Here is a 19,725-nt window from a genome sequence, read left to right as displayed (position 1 = left end):
CCGGAGATCGTCGACCTGGGCGGCACCCTACCCGGCGGTACGCCCCTTGGTCAGCCTCCGCCGGCGCCACATGACGAGGGGCACGGCTCCGACGAGTCCCAGCGCGGCCGGGCCGACCCCGGCCGGGCCCAGTGCGCCGGCCTGCGGCGAGTGCAGCGGAGCCGGGGGCTGGTTGCCGATGCCCGGCTGGTCGAAGGTGTCCGGAACGGGGAGGGTCGACCAGCGGGTGACCGGCCACGCGACGACCACGGCCCGCCCGACGACGTCCTTGACCGGGACGAAGCCCTGGGTCGAGTCCTGCTGGTGGTAGCGGGAGTCCTGGGAGTTCTGCCGGTGGTCGCCCATCACCCAGATCTTGCCCTTGGGCACGGTGATCGGGCCGAAGGGGAAGTCGTCGCAGGCGGAGTTGCCGGGGAAGATGTAGGGCTCGTCCAGCGCCTTGCCGTTGACGACGACCGGGCCGCCCTTCTTGCACTCCACGGTGTCCCCGCCGATGGCGATGGTCCGCTTGATCAGGTCCTTCTCGTCGGCGGACGGCATGAGACCGATCTTGCTCAGGATCTGCTGCGCGATGTTGGGCTCCGGGGTGGCCTCACCGGCGAGCCAGTTCGCGGGGTCGTGGAAGACCACGACCTCGCCGCGCTCGGGCTCCGAGCCGAACCACGGCGTCAGCTTGTCCACCAGCACCCGGTCACCGCGCTGCAGGGTGTCCTGCATCGAGTCGGACGGGATCGAGAACGCCTGCACCAGGAAGGTCTTGATCAGCAGGGCCAGCAGCAGGGCGATACCGATGAGGAGCGGGAGCTCCTTCCAGAAGGAGCGCTGCGGCTTGCCCTCCTCGGCACCCTCCTCCCCGGTCTCGTGCCCGACGGCGTCGTCCGGCCGCTCCTCACCCTCATCGCGTCCGGATCGTGCGCCTACCGCCACATCCCCCACATCCACTCCTCACTCGGAAAACCGCCGCCCGCACCGGATCAGGCACGGGCCCTCCCCTCCCCTAACGAGCGGGAGTTCCCTAAGGCGCGGGAGACCAAGGCCACACTATGCGACCGGGGTCCCCCGGCGGCGCCCGCCGGGCCCGCGCCGCCGCCCCCCGCGTACCGGATCCGGAACCGACAGGAAGGTCGCCGGCTGGTCGAGTCCGTGCCAGTGGTCGAAGGGCCAGGCGATCACCACGGCCCGCCCGACCACGCCCTTCACGTCGATCGTCCCCTCGAAGGCCTCGTCGAGGTGGTAGCGGGAGTCGGCCGAATTGGCGCGGTGGTCCCCCATCACGAAGATCCGCCCGGCGGGTACGCGCACCTCGAAACGGATCTCGGAAGGCGCGTTGCCGGGTGACACGTACGGCTCATCGAGCGGCGCCCCGTTGACGGTCACCCGGCCCCGGCCGTCGCAGCACTTGACGGTGTCCCCGCCGACGCCGACGACCCGCTTGATCAGATCCTGCTCGTCCGCGGAGGGCAGCAGGCCGATGAAGGTCAGGACCTGCTTGACCTGCTTGACGCCGGCCGGGTCCGGGGCGGGCCGCGCGGCCTCGCCCTGGAGCCAGCCGCCCGGGTCCTTGAACACGACGACGTCGCCGCGCTCGACCTGCGAGCCGAACCACGGCGTCAGCTTGTCCACCAGCACCCGGTCGCCGATCCGGATCGTCTGCTCCATCGAGCCGGACGGGATGAAGAAGGCCTGCACGAGGAAGGTCTTGAGCACCAGGGCGATGCACAGCGCGACCGCCACCAGCAACGGCAGCTCGCCCACCCGGCGGGTACGCCTGCGGCGCCGGACCTTGCGCGCCAGCCGGCGCCGCTCGGCCCGCCCGCCGGGTTCCGCGGCCGTGCCGTCGGCGGCTCCGGCCTCCACCGGCTCCACGGGCACGGCAGCGCCCGCCGGCTCCGGCGAAGGCTTCGGCCCGGGCCTCGGTCCGGGATTCGGCCCGCGATCCGGCCCGCGACCCGGTCCGCGATCCGGCCCGGGCTTCGGTCCGGGTCTGCGCCGCGGCCTCTCCGGTTCGGGTTCCCGCTCCGGCTCCGGCCGGCGCCCGCCTCTCGGGCGGCCCCGGCTACCCATGCGGGCCGTCCCCGGTCCGCGCGCCGGGCACCGAGCCCCAGCGGGACACGGGCCAGCCGATCCAGTCGGCCCGCCCGATCACCTTCTCCACCGGCACCATCCCCCCGCCCGGCTCGCCCAGGTGGTCGCGGGAGTCCCGGGACTGGGACCGGTGATCGCCCATGACCCACAGGGTGCCCAGGGGAACGACGATCCGGAAGGGCACCTTCGAGGGAGCGTCACCGGCGTACAGGTACGGCTCCGCCTGCGGGACCCCGTTGACCCGGATCCGGCCGCCCGCGTCGCAGCACACCACGTCGTCCCCGCCGACCCCCACGACCCGCTTCACGAAGTCGGTGTCGGAGGGCTCCGCGAGCCCGAGGGCCGAGAGCGCGCCGTGCACGGCGTCCCCGACCGGGTTGCCGCCCGCGGGCTCCCGTACGAAGGACCCGGCGCCGTCGAAGACCACCACGTCACCCCGCCGCGGCTCGCCGCCGAAACGGTACGCCAGCTTGTTGACCAGGACCCGGTCACCCACCCCCAGGGTGGGCTCCATGGACCTGCTCGGGATCTGGAAGGGCTGCACGACGAAGTTGGCGAACAGCAGCAGGAAGACGGCGCAGAGCACCCCGAGCAGTCCGGCCCGCCGCCAGGGCCCCGGCACCCGGCTGAGCCCGGAAAACGCAGAACGCGGCCGCCCCTCCCCCTGCTCGGGAGAGGAGTGGCCGCGCTGTGTGAGCTCTGCTTCGGTGTCCATCGGGTGCGAGCCTATCCGCCCGTCCCCGGGACCCGGAGGGGAGATCAGCGGTCGCGCTTCTCCTTGATCTTCGCGGCCTTGCCGCGGAGCTCACGGAGGAAGTACAGCTTGGCGCGACGCACGTCACCGCGGGTGACGAGCTCGATCTTCTCGAAGATCGGGGAGTGGACCGGGAAGGTGCGCTCCACGCCGACGCTGAAGGAGACCTTGCGGACGGTGAAGGTCTCGGAGACGCCAGAGCCCTGGCGACGGATGACAACGCCCTTGAACTGCTGGATACGGGAGCGGTTGCCCTCGATCACGCGGACGTGCACGTTGATGGTGTCACCGGGGCGGAAGGCCGGGACGTCCGTGCGCAGGGAGGCGGCGTTGACGCCATCGAGCAGGTGAGACATGTTGTTCGTCTGCTTTCTTCGCACGACGCCACAGGTCGCCGGTGCGGGTTTCCGGAGAGAATTCGGGAGCCGTGCCACTCCCCGTACGGCGATCCCCCTGTGGCAGGAGCGTACGGAAGCACACAGCAGCCGCCTATTCTTCCACGGCCTGCGGCCTGCGCCAAAATCGGCCGTCCTCCGACGGCTTCCAGCCCAGGATGCTCAGGATCTCGCGGTCCTTCTTGTCGAAGGCCGAGGCCTCGCAGCGCTCGATCAGGTCCGGGCGGTTGCGCGCGGTCCGGCGGAAGGCCTCGTCGCGGCGCCAGCGGGCGATCTTCCCGTGGTGGCCGCTGAGCAGCACCTCGGGGATCCCGCGGCCCCGCCACTCGGGCGGCTTGGTGTAGACGGGGCCCTCGAGCAGGTTGGCCATCTCGCCGGGGGCGAAGGAGTCGTCCCGGTGCGACTCGGCGTTGCCGAGCACCCCGGGCAGCAGCCGGGCCACCGCCTCGGTGACGACCAGCACGGCCGCCTCCCCGCCCGCCAGGACGTAGTCGCCGATGGAGACCTCGTACACCGGCATCCGCGTGGCGTACTCGTCCATGACGCGGCGGTCGATGCCCTCGTACCGGGCCGGGGTGAAGATCAGCCAGGGGCGCTCGGAGAGCTCGACGGCCAGTTCCTGCGTGAAGGGCCGGCCGCTGGGGGTCGGCACGACCAGGACCGGGCCGTGGGCGCCGGACTCGTAGCCGTCGGCCAGCGCCGAGTCGAGGGCCTCTCCCCACGGGTCGGTCTTCATGACCATGCCGGGGCCGCCGCCGTACGGGGTGTCGTCGACCGTGTTGTGCCGGTCGTACGTCCAGTTCCGCAGGTCGTGCACGTGTACGTCGAGCTGCCCGCGCGCCCGCGCCTTGCCGACGAGGGAGACGTTCAGCGGCTCGAGGTACTCGGGGAAGATCGTGACGACGTCGAGCCGCATCAGGCCTCGTCTCCGGTGTCCGCGCCCTCCGCGCTACCGGCGGCGTCAGCGGCCTCGGCGTCCCGCGCGGAGGCGATCTCGGCGCGGTCGTCGATCAGCCCGGGCGGCGGGGTGATGACGCAGCGCTGCTCCTCCAGGTCGATCTCGGCGACGATCTCCGCGACGAAGGGGATCATGACCTCGGTGCCGTCGGGGCGCTCGACGATGAAGAGGTCCTGCGAGGGCAGGTGGGAGATCTCGGTGATCCGGCCCACCTCGGTGCCGTCCTCGAGTACGACGTCCAGGTCCATCAGCTGGTGGTCGTAGTACTCGTCCTCCTCCTCGGGCAGTTCCGCCGGGTCCACGTCCGCGATCAGCAGGATGTTGCGCAGCGCCTCGGCGCCGGTGCGGTCCTTGACGCCCTCGAAGCGGAGCAGGAGCCGCCCGCTGTGCACCCGGCCCGTCTCGATGGTCAGCGGACCCGCCGACGCGGGTTCCGTCCGCAGCACGGCGCCGGGCGAGAGCCGCAGCTCCGGCTCGTCGGTCCGCACCTCGACGGTGACCTCACCCTTGATCCCGTGGGCGCGGCCGATCCGCGCGACTACCAGCTCCACCTGATATCTCCTGTTCAGACGACGACGGGCCGGGGCGGGCACGTATGCCCTCCCCGGCCCGTGCCGGTGTTCAACTGCTCAGCGGACCTGGTCCACGTCGACGAGGTCGACGCGGATGCCCCGGCCGCCGATGGCGCCCACGACGGTACGCAGAGCACGCGCGGTGCGGCCGTTGCGGCCGATCACCTTGCCGAGGTCGTCGGGGTGCACCCGGACCTCGAGCACCTGCCCGCGGCGCAGGTTGCGCGAGGCGACCTGCACGTCGTCGGGGTTGTCCACAATGCCCTTCACGAGGTGCTCAAGAGCCTCCTCGAGCATGCTCAGGCCTCGGTCGACTCGGCGGCGGCCTCGGCCTCGTCCGCCTTCTTGTCGGCCTTCTTCTTCTGCGTGATGGCCTCGCCCTTGCCCTCGCCGACGCCCTCGAGGGCCTTGGCGAACTCGTCGAAGGAGCGACGCTTGTCTTCCTTCGTCGCCGGCTGCAGCAGCGGCGCCGGGGCCGGGAGGCCCTTGTGCGCCTGCCAGTCACCGGTGAGCTTCAGAATGGCGAGGACGGCCTCGGTGGGCTGGGCGCCCACGGACAGCCAGTACTGCGCGCGCTCGGCGTTGACCTCGATGCGCGAGGGGTTGTAGGTCGGCTGGTAGATGCCGATCTCCTCGATCGCGCGACCGTCCCGGCGGGTGCGTGCGTCGGCGACGACGATGCGGTAGTGCGGGGAGCGGATCTTACCGAGGCGCTTGAGCTTGATCTTGACTGCCACTGGAGTGGTGTCTCCTGAACTTGACGTGGTTGGGCACTTGAGATGCCACGTGGGGTTGCGGTACTCGGGTGCCCGATGGACGCGTCAGCCGGAGGAGAGAGGGGTCCTATGCGACTGTCGAGTACAGCTGCCCATTGTGCCACACGCCTGCGGCGCCACCGAGCGGCAGGATCCCCCGCCCCGCCCGGCGGCGGCGCGGCCCGCCGCCCGTGTCAGGAGGCGGCCGCGGTGGCGACCTCGGGGATGCGGAAGGGCTTCATGCAGCCGCCGCACACGATCGGCGCCTGCGCCAGCACGGAGGGGACCACCCGGACGTTGCGCCCGCAGTCGCAGACCGCCTTGACGCGCACGCCGCCGCCCGAGGAGCCGTGCCGGGCGGCCGGACCGCGGAAGCTGCGCTTGGTGTCGGCCGCGGTGGCCACCGTATGCGCCTTGAGGGCGCGCTGGAGCCGCTCGATGGTGGGGCGGTAGCGCTTCTTGGCCTCGGGGTTGAGGCTGACCAGGGAGAACCCGCTGCTGGCGTGCGGCTCCTCGGAGTGGTCGAGCCCCATCTCCTCGGCGATCGCGAGGAATCTGCGGTTGTGGTAGCGGCCGGCTCGGGAGGTGTCGCGCACCCCGCGGGCGGCGGCGATGCCGTGGACTGCCTCGTGCAGCAGTCGCTCGAAGGAGAGCTCGGCGCCACAGGCGGACGAGGACTCTCCGATCAGGGACTCGGGCGCGGCAAGGTCAGGCAGCTCGGGGTGGTACCGCTGAATGTCGGCCCACGCCTGCGCCAGCTCTGCGGCGAGAACAGGTGGTGTCGTGCTCACGTCGTGACAACGAGCCGGGGTGCCCCGGTGTTCCGATTCCGGGCCATTCCAAATTTTTTGCACGTACCAGTCAGTTCACTCTGATGCGTCCTGACGAGGACGGGTGCGCATATCCCAGGAGGAGTCGGTACGTAACGAAGGCCATCGACGGCCGACGCCCCCGGCGCGCGGCCGGAGCCGCACGCCAGGGGCGTCCCTGGCCGATCAGTACGAGCGCGCGACGATCGCGAGCGTACCGGGGGCGTCGTCGGCCACCGGGACCGATCCGTCCTCGGCCACCAGGCAGCGTACGGAGACGGCCTGCTCGGCCAGCTTCGCCTCGCCCTCGGGGCCCAGGTCGGCCCACGGGATCCGCGCCCAGCCGCCGGCGATCGCGGCCTCGGCGGCCTCCTCGAGGGTGGCGACGTCGCTCGTACGGGCCTCACGGCGCTCGCGGGACTCGCGCAGCAGCTGCGCCTGGTCCTCGTCGAGCACCTTGGGCAGCAGGTCGGCGAGCGCCTCGATCTGCACCGGGGTCTTCCCGCCCGGGATCCGGCGCGCCAGCATCGCGGTACCGGCCTCCAGGTCGCGGGGGCCGATCTCGATGCGCACGGGGACGCCCTTGAGCTCCCAGTCCACCGCGCGGCGGCCGAAGGGGGTGTCGACGCGGTCGTCGACCTGGACGCGGATGCCCGCGGCCTTGAGCTGGGCGCCGAGCTCGCGGACCTTGGCCACGGCCTCGTCGCCCTTGATCGCCATGACGACGACCTGGACGTGCGCCAGGCGCGGCGGGACGCGCAGGCCGTTGTCGTCGCCGTGGGACATGATCAGGCCGCCGACCATACGGGTCGAGACGCCCCACGAGGTCTGCCAGACGAGCTCCTGCTTGCCTTCCTTCGACAGGTACTGGGTGTTGAAGGCCTTGGCGAAGTTGGTGCCGAGCTCGTGGCTCGTGCCCAGCTGGAGGGCCTTGCCGTCGCCCATCATGCCCTCGAGGGTGAGGGTGTTGATGGCGCCGGCGAAGCGCTCCTTGGCGGTCTTGCGGCCGAGCACGACGTCGATGCCGAGCACGTTCGTCATGAAGTCGCCGTAGACGTCGCGGTGGATCCGGGCGGCGTACTCGCGGGCGTCCTCGTACGTGGCGTGGGCGGTGTGGCCCTCCTGCCAGAGGAACTCGCTCGTCCGGAGGAACACGCGGGGGCGCATCTCCCAGCGGACCACGTTGGCCCACTGGTTGATCAGCAGGGGCAGGTCCCGGTAGCTCTGCACCCACTTGGAGAAGTAGTCGTTGATGATCGTCTCGGAGGTGGGCCGGACGACGACCGGCTCCTCCAGCTCCTTGCCGCCGCCGTGGGTGACGACCGCGAGCTCGGGGGCGAAGCCCTCGACGTGCTCGGCTTCCCTCGTCAGGTACGACTGCGGGATGAACAGCGGGAAGTAGGCGTTCTGGGCACCGGCGTCCTTGATGCGGGCGTCCATCTCCTGCTGCATCCGCTCCCACAGGCCGTAGCCGTACGGGCGGATGACCATGGTGCCGCGGACCGGACCGTTGTCGGCCAGCTCGGCCTTGTTGATCAGATCCTGGTACCAGCGGGGGAAATCCTCCGCCTGCGGGGTGAGAACGGGTGCCTTTGCCATGGCGCGAATGGTACGGCGCCGGGCGCTCGATGCGTGAATCGGGTGGCGCGCTCCTCTGGACGCGGGCGCGAATGGGGAGTTCCCTGGCAACGGGGGCCAGGGGGCGAGACGGAATCAGGAGCGCTCTTTCGATGACACCGACGCCGACGGCGACGCTCGTCGCCCGGGACTGGGCGGAGATCCAGGAACGGATGCTGGTACCGCTGTACGAGGCGGTCTACGACCGGCTGGAGATCGGGCCGGGCGACCGGCTGCTCGGCCTCGACTGCGGGGCCGGGCTGGCCCTGCTGCTGGCCGGAGGGCGGGGTGCCTGCGCCACCGGCGTGGAGGCGGATCCGGCCCGCCGGGCGCTGGCCCGCGAGCGGCTGCTGGAGGTGGTGGCGGCTCCCCCGGTGCCCGGCGCGCGGCCCTACGACGTCCTGCTGGCCTTCGAGCCCACCCAGGCCGCCCTGGCCGGGGCCCTGCCGGCGGTCCGGCGGGGCGGCGCGGTGGTGCTGGCCGGCTGGGGTCCGCCGGAGCGCTGCACGGTGCCGGTGGTGCCGGGCGGCGGCCCGGCGGCCCTGGACCTGGACGCGCTGGCGGCGCGGGCGGGGCTGGTGCCCGACGGGTCGGGGCGGGTGTTCTGCCCGTTCGGGTACGCGGACGTGGACAGCGCCGTACGGGGTCTGCTGTCGACCGGGCTGTACGGCGGCGCGGCGGACCCCGGCCAGGCGGAGAAGGAGCTGGCGGAGGCCCTCCACCCGTACGAGCGCACCGACGGGGCGGTCTGGCTGCCGAACATCTTCCGGTACGTCGTCGCCCGGGTGGCCTAGGGGGTGTCGTCGAAGTGGCTCCGGCGGCCCGAGGGCCGGGAGGGGCTTCGACGGCGCGGCCCGGCGCGGCCCGCTATTTCGCGAGCCGCGGGATTCCGGCCGCCGCGTACGCCGCCTGCTCGTCCAGGGTCTCGGCGGCCAGCAGGGCCTCGGCCAGGGCGTCGAGCTTCGGCCGGTGCTCGCGCAGCAGGCGGCAGGCCTCCTCGTAGCACTCGTCGACGATCCGCCGCATCTCGTGGTCGACGGTGTCGAGCGTGGTGGGGGCGGCGGACAGGCCGTACGGGGCCTGCCCGTCGCCCGGGACGGCGGTCAGCTTGCCGACGCGCTCGCTCATGCCCCAGCGGCCGACCATCCCGCGGACGATGTTGGTGACCTGTTCGAGGTCGTTCTCCGCGCCGGTGGTGACCACGCCGTAGACGCTCTGTTCGGCCGCCATGCCGCCGAGCGCCCCGATGATGCGCCCCCGGAGGTACTCCTCCGTGTACGCGTACCGGTCCGCGTCCGGGGTGGAGAGGGTGACGCCGAGCGCCCGGCCGCGGGGCACGATGGTGATCTTGCGGACGGGGTCGGCGCCCGGCTGGAGCATGCCCAGCAGGGCGTGGCCGCTCTCGTGGTAGGCGGTGCGGCGGCGTTCCTCGAGCGGCATCACCAGGGGCCGTTCCGCGCCGAGCTGGACCTTCTCCAGGGCGTCGGAGAGGTCCGACTGGGTGACCTCGCGCTGCTTGCGCTTGACGGCCAGCAGCGCGGCCTCGTTGGCCAGGTTGGCCAGCTCCGCCCCGGTCATCCCGGGGGTGGTCCGGGCCACCTGGGCGAGGTCGACGCCGGCGGCGAGGGGGATGTCGCGGGTGTGGATGCGCAGGATGGCCTCGCGCCCGTCCCGGTCGGGCGGGGAGACCACGACGGTGCGGTCGAAGCGGCCGGGCCGGGTCAGCGCGGGGTCGAGGACGTCCGCCCGGTTGGTGGCGGCGAGGACGACCACGCCCTCCGAGCCGGAGAAGCCGTCCATCTCGGTGAGGATCTGGTTGAGGGTCTGTTCGCGCTCGTCGTGGCCGCCCATGCCGGCGCCGCCGCCGCGCACCCGGCCGATGGTGTCGATCTCGTCGATGAAGACGATCGCGGGGGCCACCTTGCGCGCCTCGGTGAACAGCTCCCGGACCCTGGAGGCGCCGACCCCGACGATCATCTCGATGAACTCGGAGGCGGACGCGGAGAAGAACGGCACCCCGGCCTCGCCCGCGACCGCCCGCGCCAGCAGGGTCTTGCCGGTGCCGGGCGGGCCGGCCAGGAGGACGCCGCCGGGCATCCGGGCGCCCATCTCCCGGTACTGCTGCGGGTTCTTCAGGAAGTCGACGACGTCGTTGAGCTCGCCCTCGACCTCGTCGATGCCGGCGACGTCGTCGAAGGTGGTGCGCGGCGCGCCGGCCTCCAGTTCGACGGGCTTGGGCGGCCCGCGGCGGCCCAGCCCGCCCATGCCGCCCATCGCCGAGCCCATCCGGCGGGCGATGAGCAGCCAGAGGGCGACGAGGATCAGCATCGGGGCGAGGGAGATGAGCAGGTTGGCCAGGAAGCTGCGCTGCACGACCACCGGGGAGGCGGTGACGGTGACGCCCTTGGAGGTGAGGCTGGACCACAGCTGGTCGTCGGCGAAGGCGGGGCGCTGGGTGACGAACTTGGTGTAGTCGCCCTTGCCGCCGGGGACGGGCTGCTTGCTCTTCAGCTCGCCCTGGATGGCATCGCCCTTGGAGTAGATCTTCGAGACGTTGCCGTCGGCGACCTGTCTGCTGAACTCGGTGTACGAGACCGTCGGCTCGTCGCCCTCGTTGTAGAAGGACAGGACGAGGTTGGTCAGCAGGAAGACGATCAGGGCGGCGAGGACCAGCCCGCGCCAGCCTCCGCCGGGCATCCTCCGCTTGGGCGGCGGGGTGGGCGGGGCGCCTTCCGAGCGCCAGGGGGTGTCGGCCCGGTCGCGTGGCGGTACGGGGGTGGGGCTGGGCACCTGGAGCCTCCTTATGCCGTCCTCCCGGCCGACCATAAGCGACAATCCACACCATTGCCCCCGCAGACGCGGAAGGGCCCCGGCCGCCGTGCGGCCGGGGCCCTTCCGTCCCGGGGCTACTTCATGAACTTCTTGAACTCGTCCGGCAGGTCGAAGTCCTGACCCGGCTGGCCGCCGCCGGCGGGGAGGCCGAACGGGTTGCCGTCCGCGGCGGGAGCGCCGGGCTGCGGGCCCTGCTCGCGGCGGGCCGCGGCCGCGGCCTCCTCTTCCTTGCGCTTCATCGGGTTGCCGCTCTTGCGCTTGCCCTTGGCCTGCTTGACCTGCTTCTTCTGCCGGCCGGGGCCGCCGCCCATGCCCGGGATGCCGGGCATGCCGGGCATCCCGCCGCCCTGGGCCATGCGGGACATCATCTTGCGGGCCTCGAAGAAGCGCTCCACGAGCGACTTCACGGCGCTGACCTCTACGCCGGAGCCCTTGGCGATACGGGCGCGGCGCGAGCCGTTGATGATGTGCGGGTCCTGGCGCTCGGCCGGGGTCATCGACTTGATGATCGCGGCGGTGCGGTCGACGTCGCGCTCGTCGATGTTGTTGATCTGTTCCTTGATCTGGCCCATGCCCGGGAGCATGCCGAGGAGCTTGGAGATGGAGCCCATCTTGCGGACCTGCTCCATCTGAGCCAGGAAGTCGTCGAGCGTGAACTCCTTCGGCCCCTTCGCCAGCTTGGCCGCCATCTTCTCGGCCTCGGCCTGGCTGAAGGTCTTCTCGGCCTGCTCGATGAGGGTGAGCATGTCACCCATGTCGAGGATCCGGCCCGCCATGCGGTCGGGGTGGAAGGCGTCGAAGTCGTCGAGCTTCTCGCCGTTCGAGGCGAACATGATCTGCTTGCCGGTGACGTGCGCGATGGACAGCGCGGCACCGCCACGGGCGTCGCCGTCGAGCTTCGACAGCACGACCCCGTCGAAGCCGACGCCGTCGCGGAAGGCCTCGGCCGTGTTGACCGCGTCCTGGCCGATCATGGCGTCGACGACGAAGAGGATCTCGTCGGGGCTGACGGCGTCGCGGATGTCCGCGGCCTGCTGCATCAGCTCCTGGTCGATGCCGAGGCGGCCGGCGGTGTCGACGATGACGATGTCGTGCTGCTTGGTACGGGCGTACTCGACGGAGTCCTTGGCCACCTGGACCGGGTCGCCGACGCCGTTGCCGGGCTGGGGCGCGTAGACCGCGACACCGGCGCGCTCGGCGACGACGCTGAGCTGGTTGACGGCGTTGGGGCGCTGGAGGTCGCAGGCGACGAGGAGCGGGGCGTGGCCCTGCCCCTTCAGCCAGAAGCCGAGCTTTCCGGCGAGGGTGGTCTTACCGGCGCCCTGGAGGCCGGCCAGCATGATCACGGTGGGCGCGGTCTTGGCGAAGCGCAGCCGGCGGGTCTCGCCGCCGAGGATCGAGACCAGCTCGTCGTTGACGATCTTGAGGACCTGCTGGCCGGGGTTCAGCGCCCGGCTGACCTCCTCCCCGCGGGCCCTCTCCTTGACGTTCGCGATGAAGGAGCGGACCACGGGGAGCGCGACGTCGGCTTCGAGGAGGGCGATACGGATTTCCCGCGCCGCAGCGTCGATGTCCTGCTCGGAGAGGCGGCCTTTGCCCCGGAGGGACTTGAAGGTCGCGCTGAGGCGGTCGGAAAGCGTATCGAACACGGTGGTCGCGATTCCTCGGGTCGGGGGCGTGGTGGTCGTCCCCCAGGGTATCCGGCCCCGCCACCCCCCGGGGGCGGGGCCGCCGGCCCGCTGCGCGGAGCGGTCCCCGACCCTCGCTCAAACGCCGCGCGGGCCGGATGTGCGCAGCACATCTCAGCCCCGTCGGCGTCTGAGGCGCGGGGGTCCGGGGGCGGGGCCCCCGGGGAACGGGCGAAGGGTGGGTCGGGGATCGACGCCCCGCGCACGCGGCGCCTACGTCAGGGCCGCCTGGACCTGGGACGCGACCGCGGTGGCCGCCGGAGGCGGAAGGGGTTTGCCGTCCGGGTCGACGACGTACACGGTGTCCACCGCGTTCGCGCCCAGCGTCGACACGTGCGCGCTGCGCACCCGGACCCCGGCCGACTCCAGGGCCCGCCCGATCCGGTGCAGCAGCCCCACCGCGTCGGGGGCCCGCACCTCCAGGACGGTGGCCAGGGAGGACACCTCCGGGACGACGGTGACCCGGGGCGGCGGCGGGACCACGCCCCGCCGCCGCGGGTACGCGGCCTCGCGGCCGGCGAGCTTGGCCGGGACGTCCAGCGAGCCGTCCAGCGCCCGCACCAGGTCGGTCCGCAGCCGGGCCGCCTGCGGCAGGGCCCCGTACTCCGCCGCCACCCGCCAGCGCAGCACGAGCACCTCTCCGGCCGGCTCCGCGAGCTCCAGGAAGCGCAGGTCGGCCGCCCGCACGGTCAGCCGGTGCAGCGCCAGCACCCCCGCCACGGCCGGGAGGACCCCCGGCTGGTCGGGGACGGCCACGACCAGTTCCACCCCGACGGCGTCGTCCTCCTCCTGGCGGGCGTGCAGCGCGAGCACCGGCTCGCCCGTGCGCAGCGCCTCGACGGACAGGCGTTCCTGCTCGACGGTCGGTATCTGCGGCTCGGTGGCGGCGGGGGCGGTGCCGCGCAGCACGGCGGCGACCCGCCGGACCAGGTCGGCCACCAGCGAGCCCCGCCAGGTGCTCCAGGCGGCCGGCCCGGTGGCCAGGGCGTCCGCCTCGGTCAGGGCGTGCAGGATCTCCAGGGTGGAGAGGGAGCCGACGGCGTCCGCGACCGCCCGCACGGTCGCCGGGTCGTCCAGGTCCCGCCGGGTCGCGGTGTCCACGAGCAGCAGGTGGTGGCGTACGAGCGCCCCCAGCACGGCGACGTCCTGCGCGTCGAAGCCGACCCGCGCGGCCGTGTCCCGCGCGATGGTCTCCCCCACCACCGAGTGGTCGCCGGGCCAGCCCTTGCCGATGTCGTGCAGCAGGGCCGCCATCAGCAGCAGGTCGGGCCGGCCCACGCGGCGGGCCAGCGCGGAGGCCCGTACCGCCGTCTCGATCAGGTGCCGGTCCACCGTCCAGGTGTGCACGGGGTTGTGCTGGGGGCGACAGCGCACCCGCTCCCAGTCGGGGAGCAGCCGACTGATCAGGCCCTCGGCCTCCAGCGCCTCCCAGACCCCCACCATCGGCTCCCCCGCCCCGAGCAGGGTCAGCAGCTGCTCCCGCGCCTCCGCCGGCCACGGCACGGGCAGCGGCCGGGCCTGCGCCGCGAGCCGCCGTACGGCGTGCAGGGAGACGGGCAGGCCCGCCTGCGCGGCCGCGGCCCCGAACCGCAGGGGCAGCACGGGGTCCCGCTCGGGCCGCGCGGCCAGCGCCAGTACGGCCTCCCCGTCGGACTCCACCACCCCTTCGGCCAGCGGTGCCCGTTCGGCTGCGGCCGCCGCGCCCCGGGTCCCCAGCAGTCCGCGCAGCCGCGGCCGGGCGGCCCGGGCGCGCAGCACCCGCCCGACCTCCCGCCAGGTGACGTCGCCGGCGTACGCGACGACCCGCGCGGCCTCGTACACCTCGCGCAGCAGTGCGTCCGCGTCGAGCAGTCCCAGCCGGGCGGCGACCTGGGGCTGTTCCTGGAGCGCGAGCCGGTCGGTGGCCCGGCCCGTCACCAGGTGCAGCGCGTCGCGCGCGTCGAGCAGCCGCCGCCGGGCCTCGGCGAGTCCCTCGCGGGGGGCGTCGGCCAGCCAGGACGCGGCGACGGCGCGCAGGGCGGTGGCGTCGCGGAGCCCGCCGCGCGCCTCCTTGAGGTCGGGTTCCAGCAGGAAGCGCAGTTCCCCGGCCCGCTCGGCCCGCTCCCGGCACAGGGCGTGCAGCTGCGGGAGGCGTCTGGCGGCCTGGTTGCGCCAGTCGGCGAGCACCGAGGTGCGCAGGCCCGCGAGCAGTCCGGCGTCACCGGAGACGAGCCGGGCGTCGAGCAGCCCGAGGTGCGCCTTGAGGTCCTCGGCGGCGGTTTTGCGGGCCTCGCCGGGGGTGCGTACGGAGTGGTCCAGGGCCAGGCCGAGGTCCCACACGGGGTACCAGAGGCGGTCGGCCAGCGCGCTCAGCTCGGCGGGCCGTGCCTTGCCGTCGTGCAGCAGCAGCAGGTCGAGGTCGCTGCGCGGGGAGAGGTCCGCGCGTCCGTAGCCACCGACGGCGACGAGGGCGGCGCCCCGGACGCCGGTCTCCCGCGCGGCCCGCGTGAACTGCGCGTTCAGCCATCGGTCGGTCAGCCCGGACAGGGCGGAACGCCGGGAGGGCCCGGACCGCGACTCCTCCTGGAGGAGTCGCAGCCGGGCCTCGGCGTAGCCGCCGGGTCCGGAGCCGGCCGGGTCCTGCGTGGTCTCTTCGACGCCCGTCACCCGGGAGCTCCCGTCCTCTAGAGCGCGTCGGCGCCGCGCTCGCCGGTGCGGACCCGGACGACCGAGTCCACGGGGACGCTCCACACCTTGCCGTCACCGATCTTCTCGGTCCGGGCGGCGCTCACGATGACGGAGATCAGCTCTTCGGCCTCCTCGTCCTCGACGAGCACCTCGATGCGGATCTTCGGTACGAGGTCCACGGTGTACTCGGCGCCGCGGTAGACCTCGGTGTGGCCGCGCTGGCGGCCGTAGCCGCTGGCCTCGGAGACGGTCAGGCCCTGGACCCCGAAGGCGTGGAGGGCTTCCTTGATCTCGTCCAGCTTGTAGGGCTTGACGATGGCGGTGATCAGCTTCATGCGTCGACCTTCTTGTGCGCGGCGGCTGCGGGGGCGGGTGCGGCGGTGCTCCGTGCGGAGATCCCGCCGCCGGCGCCGCTGAAGTCGTAGGCGGTCTCGGCGTGCTCGACCTGGTCGATGCCGGAGACCTCGACGTCCTCCGCGACCCGCATGCCGATGGTCTTGTCGAGGAGGAAGGCCATGATCGCGGATACGACGAGGGAGTAGGCAAGGACGGAGAAGACCCCGACGGCCTGCTTGCCGAGCTGCTCCAGGCCGCCGCCGTAGAAGAGGCCCTTGGCGTCGGACTGGACGCCGCCGGTGGCGAAGAGGCCGACGAGCAGGGAGCCGGCGATGCCGCCGACCAGGTGGACGCCGACCACGTCGAGGGAGTCGTCGTAGCCGAACTTGTACTTCAGGCCGACGGCCATGGCGCACAGCACACCGGCGATGGCGCCGACGGCGATCGCGCCGAGCGGGCTGACGGAGCCGCCCGCGGGGGTGATGGCGACGAGGCCGGCGACGGCGCCGGAGGCGGCCCCGAGGGTGGTGAAGGAGCCGTGGCGCAGCTTCTCGTAGGCGAGCCAGGCGAGCATCGCGGCGGCGGTGGCGACCTGGGTGTTGACGAACATCACGGCGCCGACGCCGTCGTCGTTGCCGAGCCAGGATCCGGCGTTGAAGCCGAACCAGCCGAACCACAGCAGGCCGGCGCCGAGCATCACCAGGGGGAGGCTGTGGGGGCGCATCGGGTCCTTCTTGAAGCCGACGCGCTTGCCGATGACCAGGATGACGCCGAGGGCGGCGGCGCCCGCGTTGATGTGGACGGCGGTGCCGCCGGCGAAGTCGATGACGCCGAGCTCGAAGAGCCAGCCACCGGCGCCCCACACCCAGTGGGCGACGGGGAAGTAGACGACGGTGACCCACAGGGCGGTGAAGAGCACCCAGGCGCTGAACTTGACGCGGTCGGCGAGGGCGCCGCTGATCAGGGCGGGGGTGATGACGGCGAACATCAGCTGGAAGACGGCGAAGACGTAGACCGGGATGGTGTAGCCGTCCCACAGCTCGGTGAGGCCGATGCCGCTGAGGCCGACGTAGTCGGAGTTCCAGCCGATCAGCGAGCCGGAGTCGGTGCCGAAGGCGAGGCTGAAGCCGAAGAGCACCCACAGGATCGTGACGATCCCGAGGCTGACGAAGCTCATCATCAGCATGTTGAGGCTGCTCTTGACGCGGACCATGCCTCCGTAGAAGAAGGCGAGTCCCGGGGTCATCAGCATGACCAGGGCGGAGCAGATGAGCATGAACCCGGTGTTCGCGGCAGACAGGGTGGGGGCGTCTGCTGCGAGGGTCGTGATGGCTGATGCCATCGGCGTCTCCTCGTCGTCGGTACGGTCGCGTGCGGGCGATCGTGGGAAACCTGAGCGGCGGCGTAAGGTCTGGCCGGTTATTGGCCATGAGATTCGCGCAGGACGGTTTCCGGCGGCGCCGCTGGGTGTTTCGCGCCGATGACGAAGAGGGCGGGCGTGTTACGCCTCCATGAACCGGTGAGGTACGGGTCCGGTCCGGGTCACGTACGGGTCAGGGGCGGATCGGGCGCGGGTCAGGCGGGTGACCGCGCCGGGAGCGGGCTCAGACGGCCTCGGCGGCCTCGGGCAGCCGGGAGGCGAGGAGGTCGGTCAGCCGGACCACCTCGGCGACGTCGCCGTATTCACGGGCGGCGGTGTCGACGGTTTTGCGGAGCCGGTTGTTCACCCGTTCGGAGCGTACCTTTCCCGCCACGTCGAGGGCCTGGCCCACGAGGACGGTGGCCTGTTCGGGCTGGCGCTGGAGCAGGTGGACGGTGGCCATGCCGATGAGGTTCAGGGCGTAGGAGCGCTGGTGCTCCTCGTCCTTGGCGAACAGCTCCACGGCCCGTTCCATGACGGGTTCGGCGAGGGAGGCGTACGTGGGGCTGCGTCCGGCGACGTAGGCGAGGTCGCGGTAGGAGTGGGAGTTCTCGCCGTTGAGCTCGGCCTCGGAGAAGAAGCGGATCCAGTCGGGTTCGGGCTCGCCGTCGAAGCCGACGTCGGAGAAGGTGTCCTCGGCCATGCGCACGGCCCGCTTGCAGCGGCTGGGCTGGCCCATGTTGGCGTAGGCCCGGGCCTCCATCGCGTACAGCATGGCCTGGGTGCGGGGGCCCGCGCAGTCGCGGCTGCCGTACTGGGCGAGGTGGATGAGCTCCAGGGCGTCCTCGGGGCGGCCCAGGTGGATCATCTGGCGGCTCATCCCGGACAGGATGTAGGAGCCCAGCGGCTTGTCGCCGGCCTCCTTCGCGGCGTGCAGCGCGAGGACGAAGTACTTCTGGGCGGTGGGGTGCAGGCCGATGTCGTAGCTCATCCAGCCGGCGAGCTCGGCGAGTTCAGCGGCGACCTTGAAGAGCCGCTTCATGACCGGCCCGGGGTGGTTCTCCTGGAGCAGGTCGGTGACCTCGTGGAGCTGTCCGACGACGGCCTTGCGGCGCAGCCCGCCGCCGCACTGGGCGTCCCACTGGCGGAACATCACGGTGGTGGCTTCGAGGAGGTCGAGCTCCGGCTCGGACAGCCGGGGCGGCCGGTGTCCGCCGAGCGCGCCCGAGGGCCCGGTGTCGGTGCGGGGTCCGAGGTCGGCGGCCGGGGCCGGGACGAGCCAGCGCTGCATCGGCTCGATCAGGGCGGGGCCGGCGGAGAGGGCGAGCGAGGTCCCGAGGAAGCCGCGGCGGGCCAGCATCAGGTCGCTGCGGGAGAACTCGCTGAGCAGTTCCACCGTCTGCGGGCCCGCCCAGGGCAGGTCGACGCCGGAGACGGAGGGGGTCTGGTGGGCGGTGCGCAGGCCCAGCTGTTCGATGGCGACGACGGATCCGAAGCGTTCGGAGAAGAGCTCCGAGAGGATGCGCGGCACGGGCTCGCGGGGCTGTTCGCCGTCGAGCCAGCGGCGTACGCGGGAGGTGTCGGTGCTGATGTGGTGGGCGCCCATCTGGCGGGCCCGGCGGTTGACCTGGCGCGCGAGTTCGCCCTTGGACCAGCCGCTGCGGACGAACCACGAGCTCAGCTGTTCGTTCCGCACAGCGGATTCGCCGCTCGTTCCGCTTGCGCCGTTGCCGCTCACTGGAACGCCCCCATCCGCATCGCCTCTTCACACGAAACCCTGGCCGGGGCGGCCGACGCCGCCGGGGACCTTCACAAGTCCTCCACCGATTGCCTCCGGCATACCCACGGATGGGCCCGCCGTCCGGTTCGTGCACCGAAAGTAATCCTACGATCACCCCGTCGGCGAGGTCGATTCCGGAAACGCCACCATTCGCCACCCCTTTGAATGAACTCGCCGACGGCCAGGCGCGATTCACTTGACACCAAGGCGAAACCACAGTGGTTGGACGGGAGTGCGCTCGGGGCGCGCGCGGCGGGGAGTGCGCCGGGCAGCCCCGGTGGAGGACGCGCCCCGTCCGGCCTCCGACAGGTCTCGCCGAGGTCGTAACCACCGGCGCGTCCGACCCGTTGGAGGGGGCATGGGCATGGGCTTCACGATCGGCGGCAGCCGCAGCACCAAGGAGTTCCGTTCCGGCGTCCGGCGCCGGGGCCGGACCGCGGAGTGCACGACGGTGGCGGAGTACACCGGCATCTGGGGCTGGGACGCGGTCCCCGGAGCCCGCGCCGCCGGCCCGCGGCGCGACTGCTCCTGCGGTCATACGAACTGCGGCGCGCCGGGGGCGCATCCGCTGGACTTCGCTCCGACCGTCCCGGGAGGCGCCACCCTGGACGAGGTCTCCGCGATCTGGGGCGAGTATCCGGGCGCGGCGATCCTGCTCCCGGTCGGCCGCGCCTTCGACGTCATCGAGGTCTCCGCCGAGGCCGGGCGCCGCGCGCTGGTCCGGCTGGAGCGGATGGGCCTGCCGCTGGGGCCCGTGACGGCCACCCCGGACGGCCGGGCGCAGTTCTTCGTCGCCCCGGGCGCCGCCGCCGAGCTGCCGGAGCTGCTGTACCGGATGGGCTGGGACGACGCCGATCTGGACCTGCGCGCCCTGGGCCGCGGCGCCTTCCTGACCGCCCCGCCCTCCGACCACGCGGGCCTCGGCCCGGCCGGCTGGCTGCGCGGGCCCGCACTGGACAGTGCGGGCAGCCCCCCGCAGGCCCGCCTGCTGCTCGGCACCCTGGCCTACACCTGTCACCGCTTCCGGCGCTGACGGCCCCCGCGCACGGCGGTGCCCCCGGTCCTGACGGATCCGGGGGCACCGTTCTGCGTACGTCCTTCGGGACCGCGCCGGCGG

The 19,725-nt window shown here is 72.6% G+C and carries 18 protein-coding genes; 2 read left to right on the top strand and 16 right to left on the bottom strand.

Annotated elements, in window-relative coordinates; translation table 11 throughout:
• Window positions 1-27: 27 nt before the first annotated feature.
• The 10 genes from lepB (ACZ501_RS32275) to proS form a co-directional block, all read right to left on the bottom strand.
• Entirely contained in the window at window positions 28-927 is a 900-nt protein-coding gene (gene lepB / locus ACZ501_RS32275) for a signal peptidase I (RefSeq protein ID WP_361607737.1), read from the bottom strand.
• Window positions 928-1,041: 114 nt separating this feature from the next.
• Window positions 1,042-1,872 (bottom strand): signal peptidase I, encoded by an 831-nt coding sequence (lepB, locus tag ACZ501_RS32270; protein WP_468800160.1) that lies wholly within the window; start codon window positions 1,870-1,872, stop codon window positions 1,042-1,044.
• A 184-nt stretch (window positions 1,873-2,056) separates the two neighbouring features.
• On the bottom strand, window positions 2,057-2,800 hold the full coding sequence (lepB, locus tag ACZ501_RS32265; RefSeq protein ID WP_361609200.1) for a signal peptidase I: 744 nt from the start codon (window positions 2,798-2,800) through the stop codon (window positions 2,057-2,059).
• 44 nt (window positions 2,801-2,844) lie between these two features.
• A complete protein-coding gene (gene rplS, locus ACZ501_RS32260; protein ID WP_030227407.1) occupies window positions 2,845-3,195 on the bottom strand; it encodes a 50S ribosomal protein L19 in 351 nt (116 codons plus the stop codon).
• Between the two features lie 133 nt (window positions 3,196-3,328).
• Window positions 3,329-4,150, bottom strand: coding sequence for a tRNA (guanosine(37)-N1)-methyltransferase TrmD (trmD, locus tag ACZ501_RS32255; RefSeq protein WP_361609198.1), 822 nt, complete (start codon window positions 4,148-4,150; stop codon window positions 3,329-3,331).
• A complete protein-coding gene (gene rimM, locus ACZ501_RS32250; protein ID WP_361609196.1) occupies window positions 4,150-4,743 on the bottom strand; it encodes a ribosome maturation factor RimM in 594 nt (197 codons plus the stop codon). Before rimM ends, trmD begins: the two co-directional genes overlap by 1 nt.
• Before the next feature lie 78 nt (window positions 4,744-4,821).
• Window positions 4,822-5,061 (bottom strand): RNA-binding protein, encoded by a 240-nt coding sequence (locus ACZ501_RS32245; protein ID WP_007266827.1) that lies wholly within the window; start codon window positions 5,059-5,061, stop codon window positions 4,822-4,824.
• Between the two features lie 2 nt (window positions 5,062-5,063).
• Entirely contained in the window at window positions 5,064-5,501 is a 438-nt protein-coding gene (gene rpsP, locus ACZ501_RS32240; protein WP_007266826.1) for a 30S ribosomal protein S16, read from the bottom strand.
• A gap of 212 nt (window positions 5,502-5,713) precedes the next feature.
• Complete coding sequence (locus tag ACZ501_RS32235) at window positions 5,714-6,310, bottom strand: hypothetical protein (protein ID WP_361609193.1); 597 nt, start codon at window positions 6,308-6,310, stop codon at window positions 5,714-5,716.
• A gap of 204 nt (window positions 6,311-6,514) precedes the next feature.
• Window positions 6,515-7,927, bottom strand: a complete 1,413-nt coding sequence (gene proS, locus ACZ501_RS32230; RefSeq protein WP_361609191.1) for a proline--tRNA ligase — start codon at window positions 7,925-7,927, stop codon at window positions 6,515-6,517.
• A gap of 131 nt (window positions 7,928-8,058) precedes the next feature.
• On the opposite strand from proS, the gene ACZ501_RS32225 reads away from it, so the two are divergent.
• On the top strand, window positions 8,059-8,739 hold the full coding sequence (locus ACZ501_RS32225) for a class I SAM-dependent methyltransferase (RefSeq protein WP_468800158.1): 681 nt from the start codon (window positions 8,059-8,061) through the stop codon (window positions 8,737-8,739).
• Window positions 8,740-8,812: 73 nt separating this feature from the next.
• On the opposite strand, the gene ftsH is transcribed toward ACZ501_RS32225, so the two are convergent.
• From ftsH to nsdA, 6 genes are all read right to left on the bottom strand, one after another.
• Entirely contained in the window at window positions 8,813-10,771 is a 1,959-nt protein-coding gene (ftsH, locus tag ACZ501_RS32220) for an ATP-dependent zinc metalloprotease FtsH (protein WP_362455039.1), read from the bottom strand.
• 80 nt (window positions 10,772-10,851) lie between these two features.
• The gene (ffh, locus tag ACZ501_RS32215; RefSeq protein WP_361609185.1) at window positions 10,852-12,426 is read right to left on the bottom strand and encodes a signal recognition particle protein; all 1,575 of its coding nucleotides are present in this window, start codon (window positions 12,424-12,426) and stop codon (window positions 10,852-10,854) included.
• Between the two features lie 252 nt (window positions 12,427-12,678).
• Window positions 12,679-15,111 carry a [protein-PII] uridylyltransferase gene (locus ACZ501_RS32210; protein ID WP_468800156.1) on the bottom strand — a complete coding sequence of 811 codons (2,433 nt, stop codon included), beginning with the start codon at window positions 15,109-15,111 and terminating at the stop codon, window positions 12,679-12,681.
• A 17-nt stretch (window positions 15,112-15,128) separates the two neighbouring features.
• The gene (locus ACZ501_RS32205) at window positions 15,129-15,467 is read right to left on the bottom strand and encodes a P-II family nitrogen regulator (protein WP_361610247.1); all 339 of its coding nucleotides are present in this window, start codon (window positions 15,465-15,467) and stop codon (window positions 15,129-15,131) included.
• Window positions 15,464-16,810, bottom strand: a complete 1,347-nt coding sequence (locus ACZ501_RS32200) for an ammonium transporter (RefSeq protein WP_361610246.1) — start codon at window positions 16,808-16,810, stop codon at window positions 15,464-15,466. The genes ACZ501_RS32205 and ACZ501_RS32200 overlap by 4 nt, the downstream gene beginning before the upstream one ends.
• Before the next feature lie 262 nt (window positions 16,811-17,072).
• Window positions 17,073-18,566 (bottom strand): transcriptional repressor NsdA, encoded by a 1,494-nt coding sequence (nsdA, locus tag ACZ501_RS32195; protein WP_468800154.1) that lies wholly within the window; start codon window positions 18,564-18,566, stop codon window positions 17,073-17,075.
• A 406-nt stretch (window positions 18,567-18,972) separates the two neighbouring features.
• Between nsdA and ACZ501_RS32190 the strand changes: the two genes are divergently transcribed.
• Window positions 18,973-19,641: a bifunctional DNA primase/polymerase gene (locus ACZ501_RS32190; protein ID WP_361610244.1), complete on the top strand. Its 669-nt coding sequence runs from the start codon at window positions 18,973-18,975 to the stop codon at window positions 19,639-19,641.
• The last annotated feature ends 84 nt before the right edge of the window (window positions 19,642-19,725 follow it).

It is taken from the genome of Streptomyces sp. NPDC034085 (genome assembly GCF_055575555.1).
Note: the sequence above shows the minus strand (reverse complement) of the source record. Positions and strands in the feature narration are given on the sequence as shown.

Bases quoted from the DNA above. Each gene is read 5' to 3' on its own strand.
- proS (WP_361609191.1), bottom strand. From the start codon at position 7,927: ATGGCAAAGGCACCCGTTCTCACCCCGCAGGCGGAGGATTTCCCCCGC.
- ACZ501_RS32205 (WP_361610247.1), bottom strand. From the start codon at position 15,467: ATGAAGCTGATCACCGCCATCGTCAAGCCCTACAAGCTGGACGAGATC.
- ACZ501_RS32225 (WP_468800158.1), top strand. From the start codon at position 8,059: ATGACACCGACGCCGACGGCGACGCTCGTCGCCCGGGACTGGGCGGAG.
- ftsH (WP_362455039.1), bottom strand. From the start codon at position 10,771: ATGGTCGGCCGGGAGGACGGCATAAGGAGGCTCCAGGTGCCCAGCCCC.
- lepB (WP_361609200.1), bottom strand. From the start codon at position 2,800: ATGGACACCGAAGCAGAGCTCACACAGCGCGGCCACTCCTCTCCCGAG.
- trmD (WP_361609198.1), bottom strand. From the start codon at position 4,150: ATGCGGCTCGACGTCGTCACGATCTTCCCCGAGTACCTCGAGCCGCTG.
- rplS (WP_030227407.1), bottom strand. From the start codon at position 3,195: ATGTCTCACCTGCTCGATGGCGTCAACGCCGCCTCCCTGCGCACGGAC.
- ACZ501_RS32190 (WP_361610244.1), top strand. From the start codon at position 18,973: ATGGGCTTCACGATCGGCGGCAGCCGCAGCACCAAGGAGTTCCGTTCC.
- ACZ501_RS32245 (WP_007266827.1), bottom strand. From the start codon at position 5,061: ATGCTCGAGGAGGCTCTTGAGCACCTCGTGAAGGGCATTGTGGACAAC.
- ACZ501_RS32200 (WP_361610246.1), bottom strand. From the start codon at position 16,810: ATGGCATCAGCCATCACGACCCTCGCAGCAGACGCCCCCACCCTGTCT.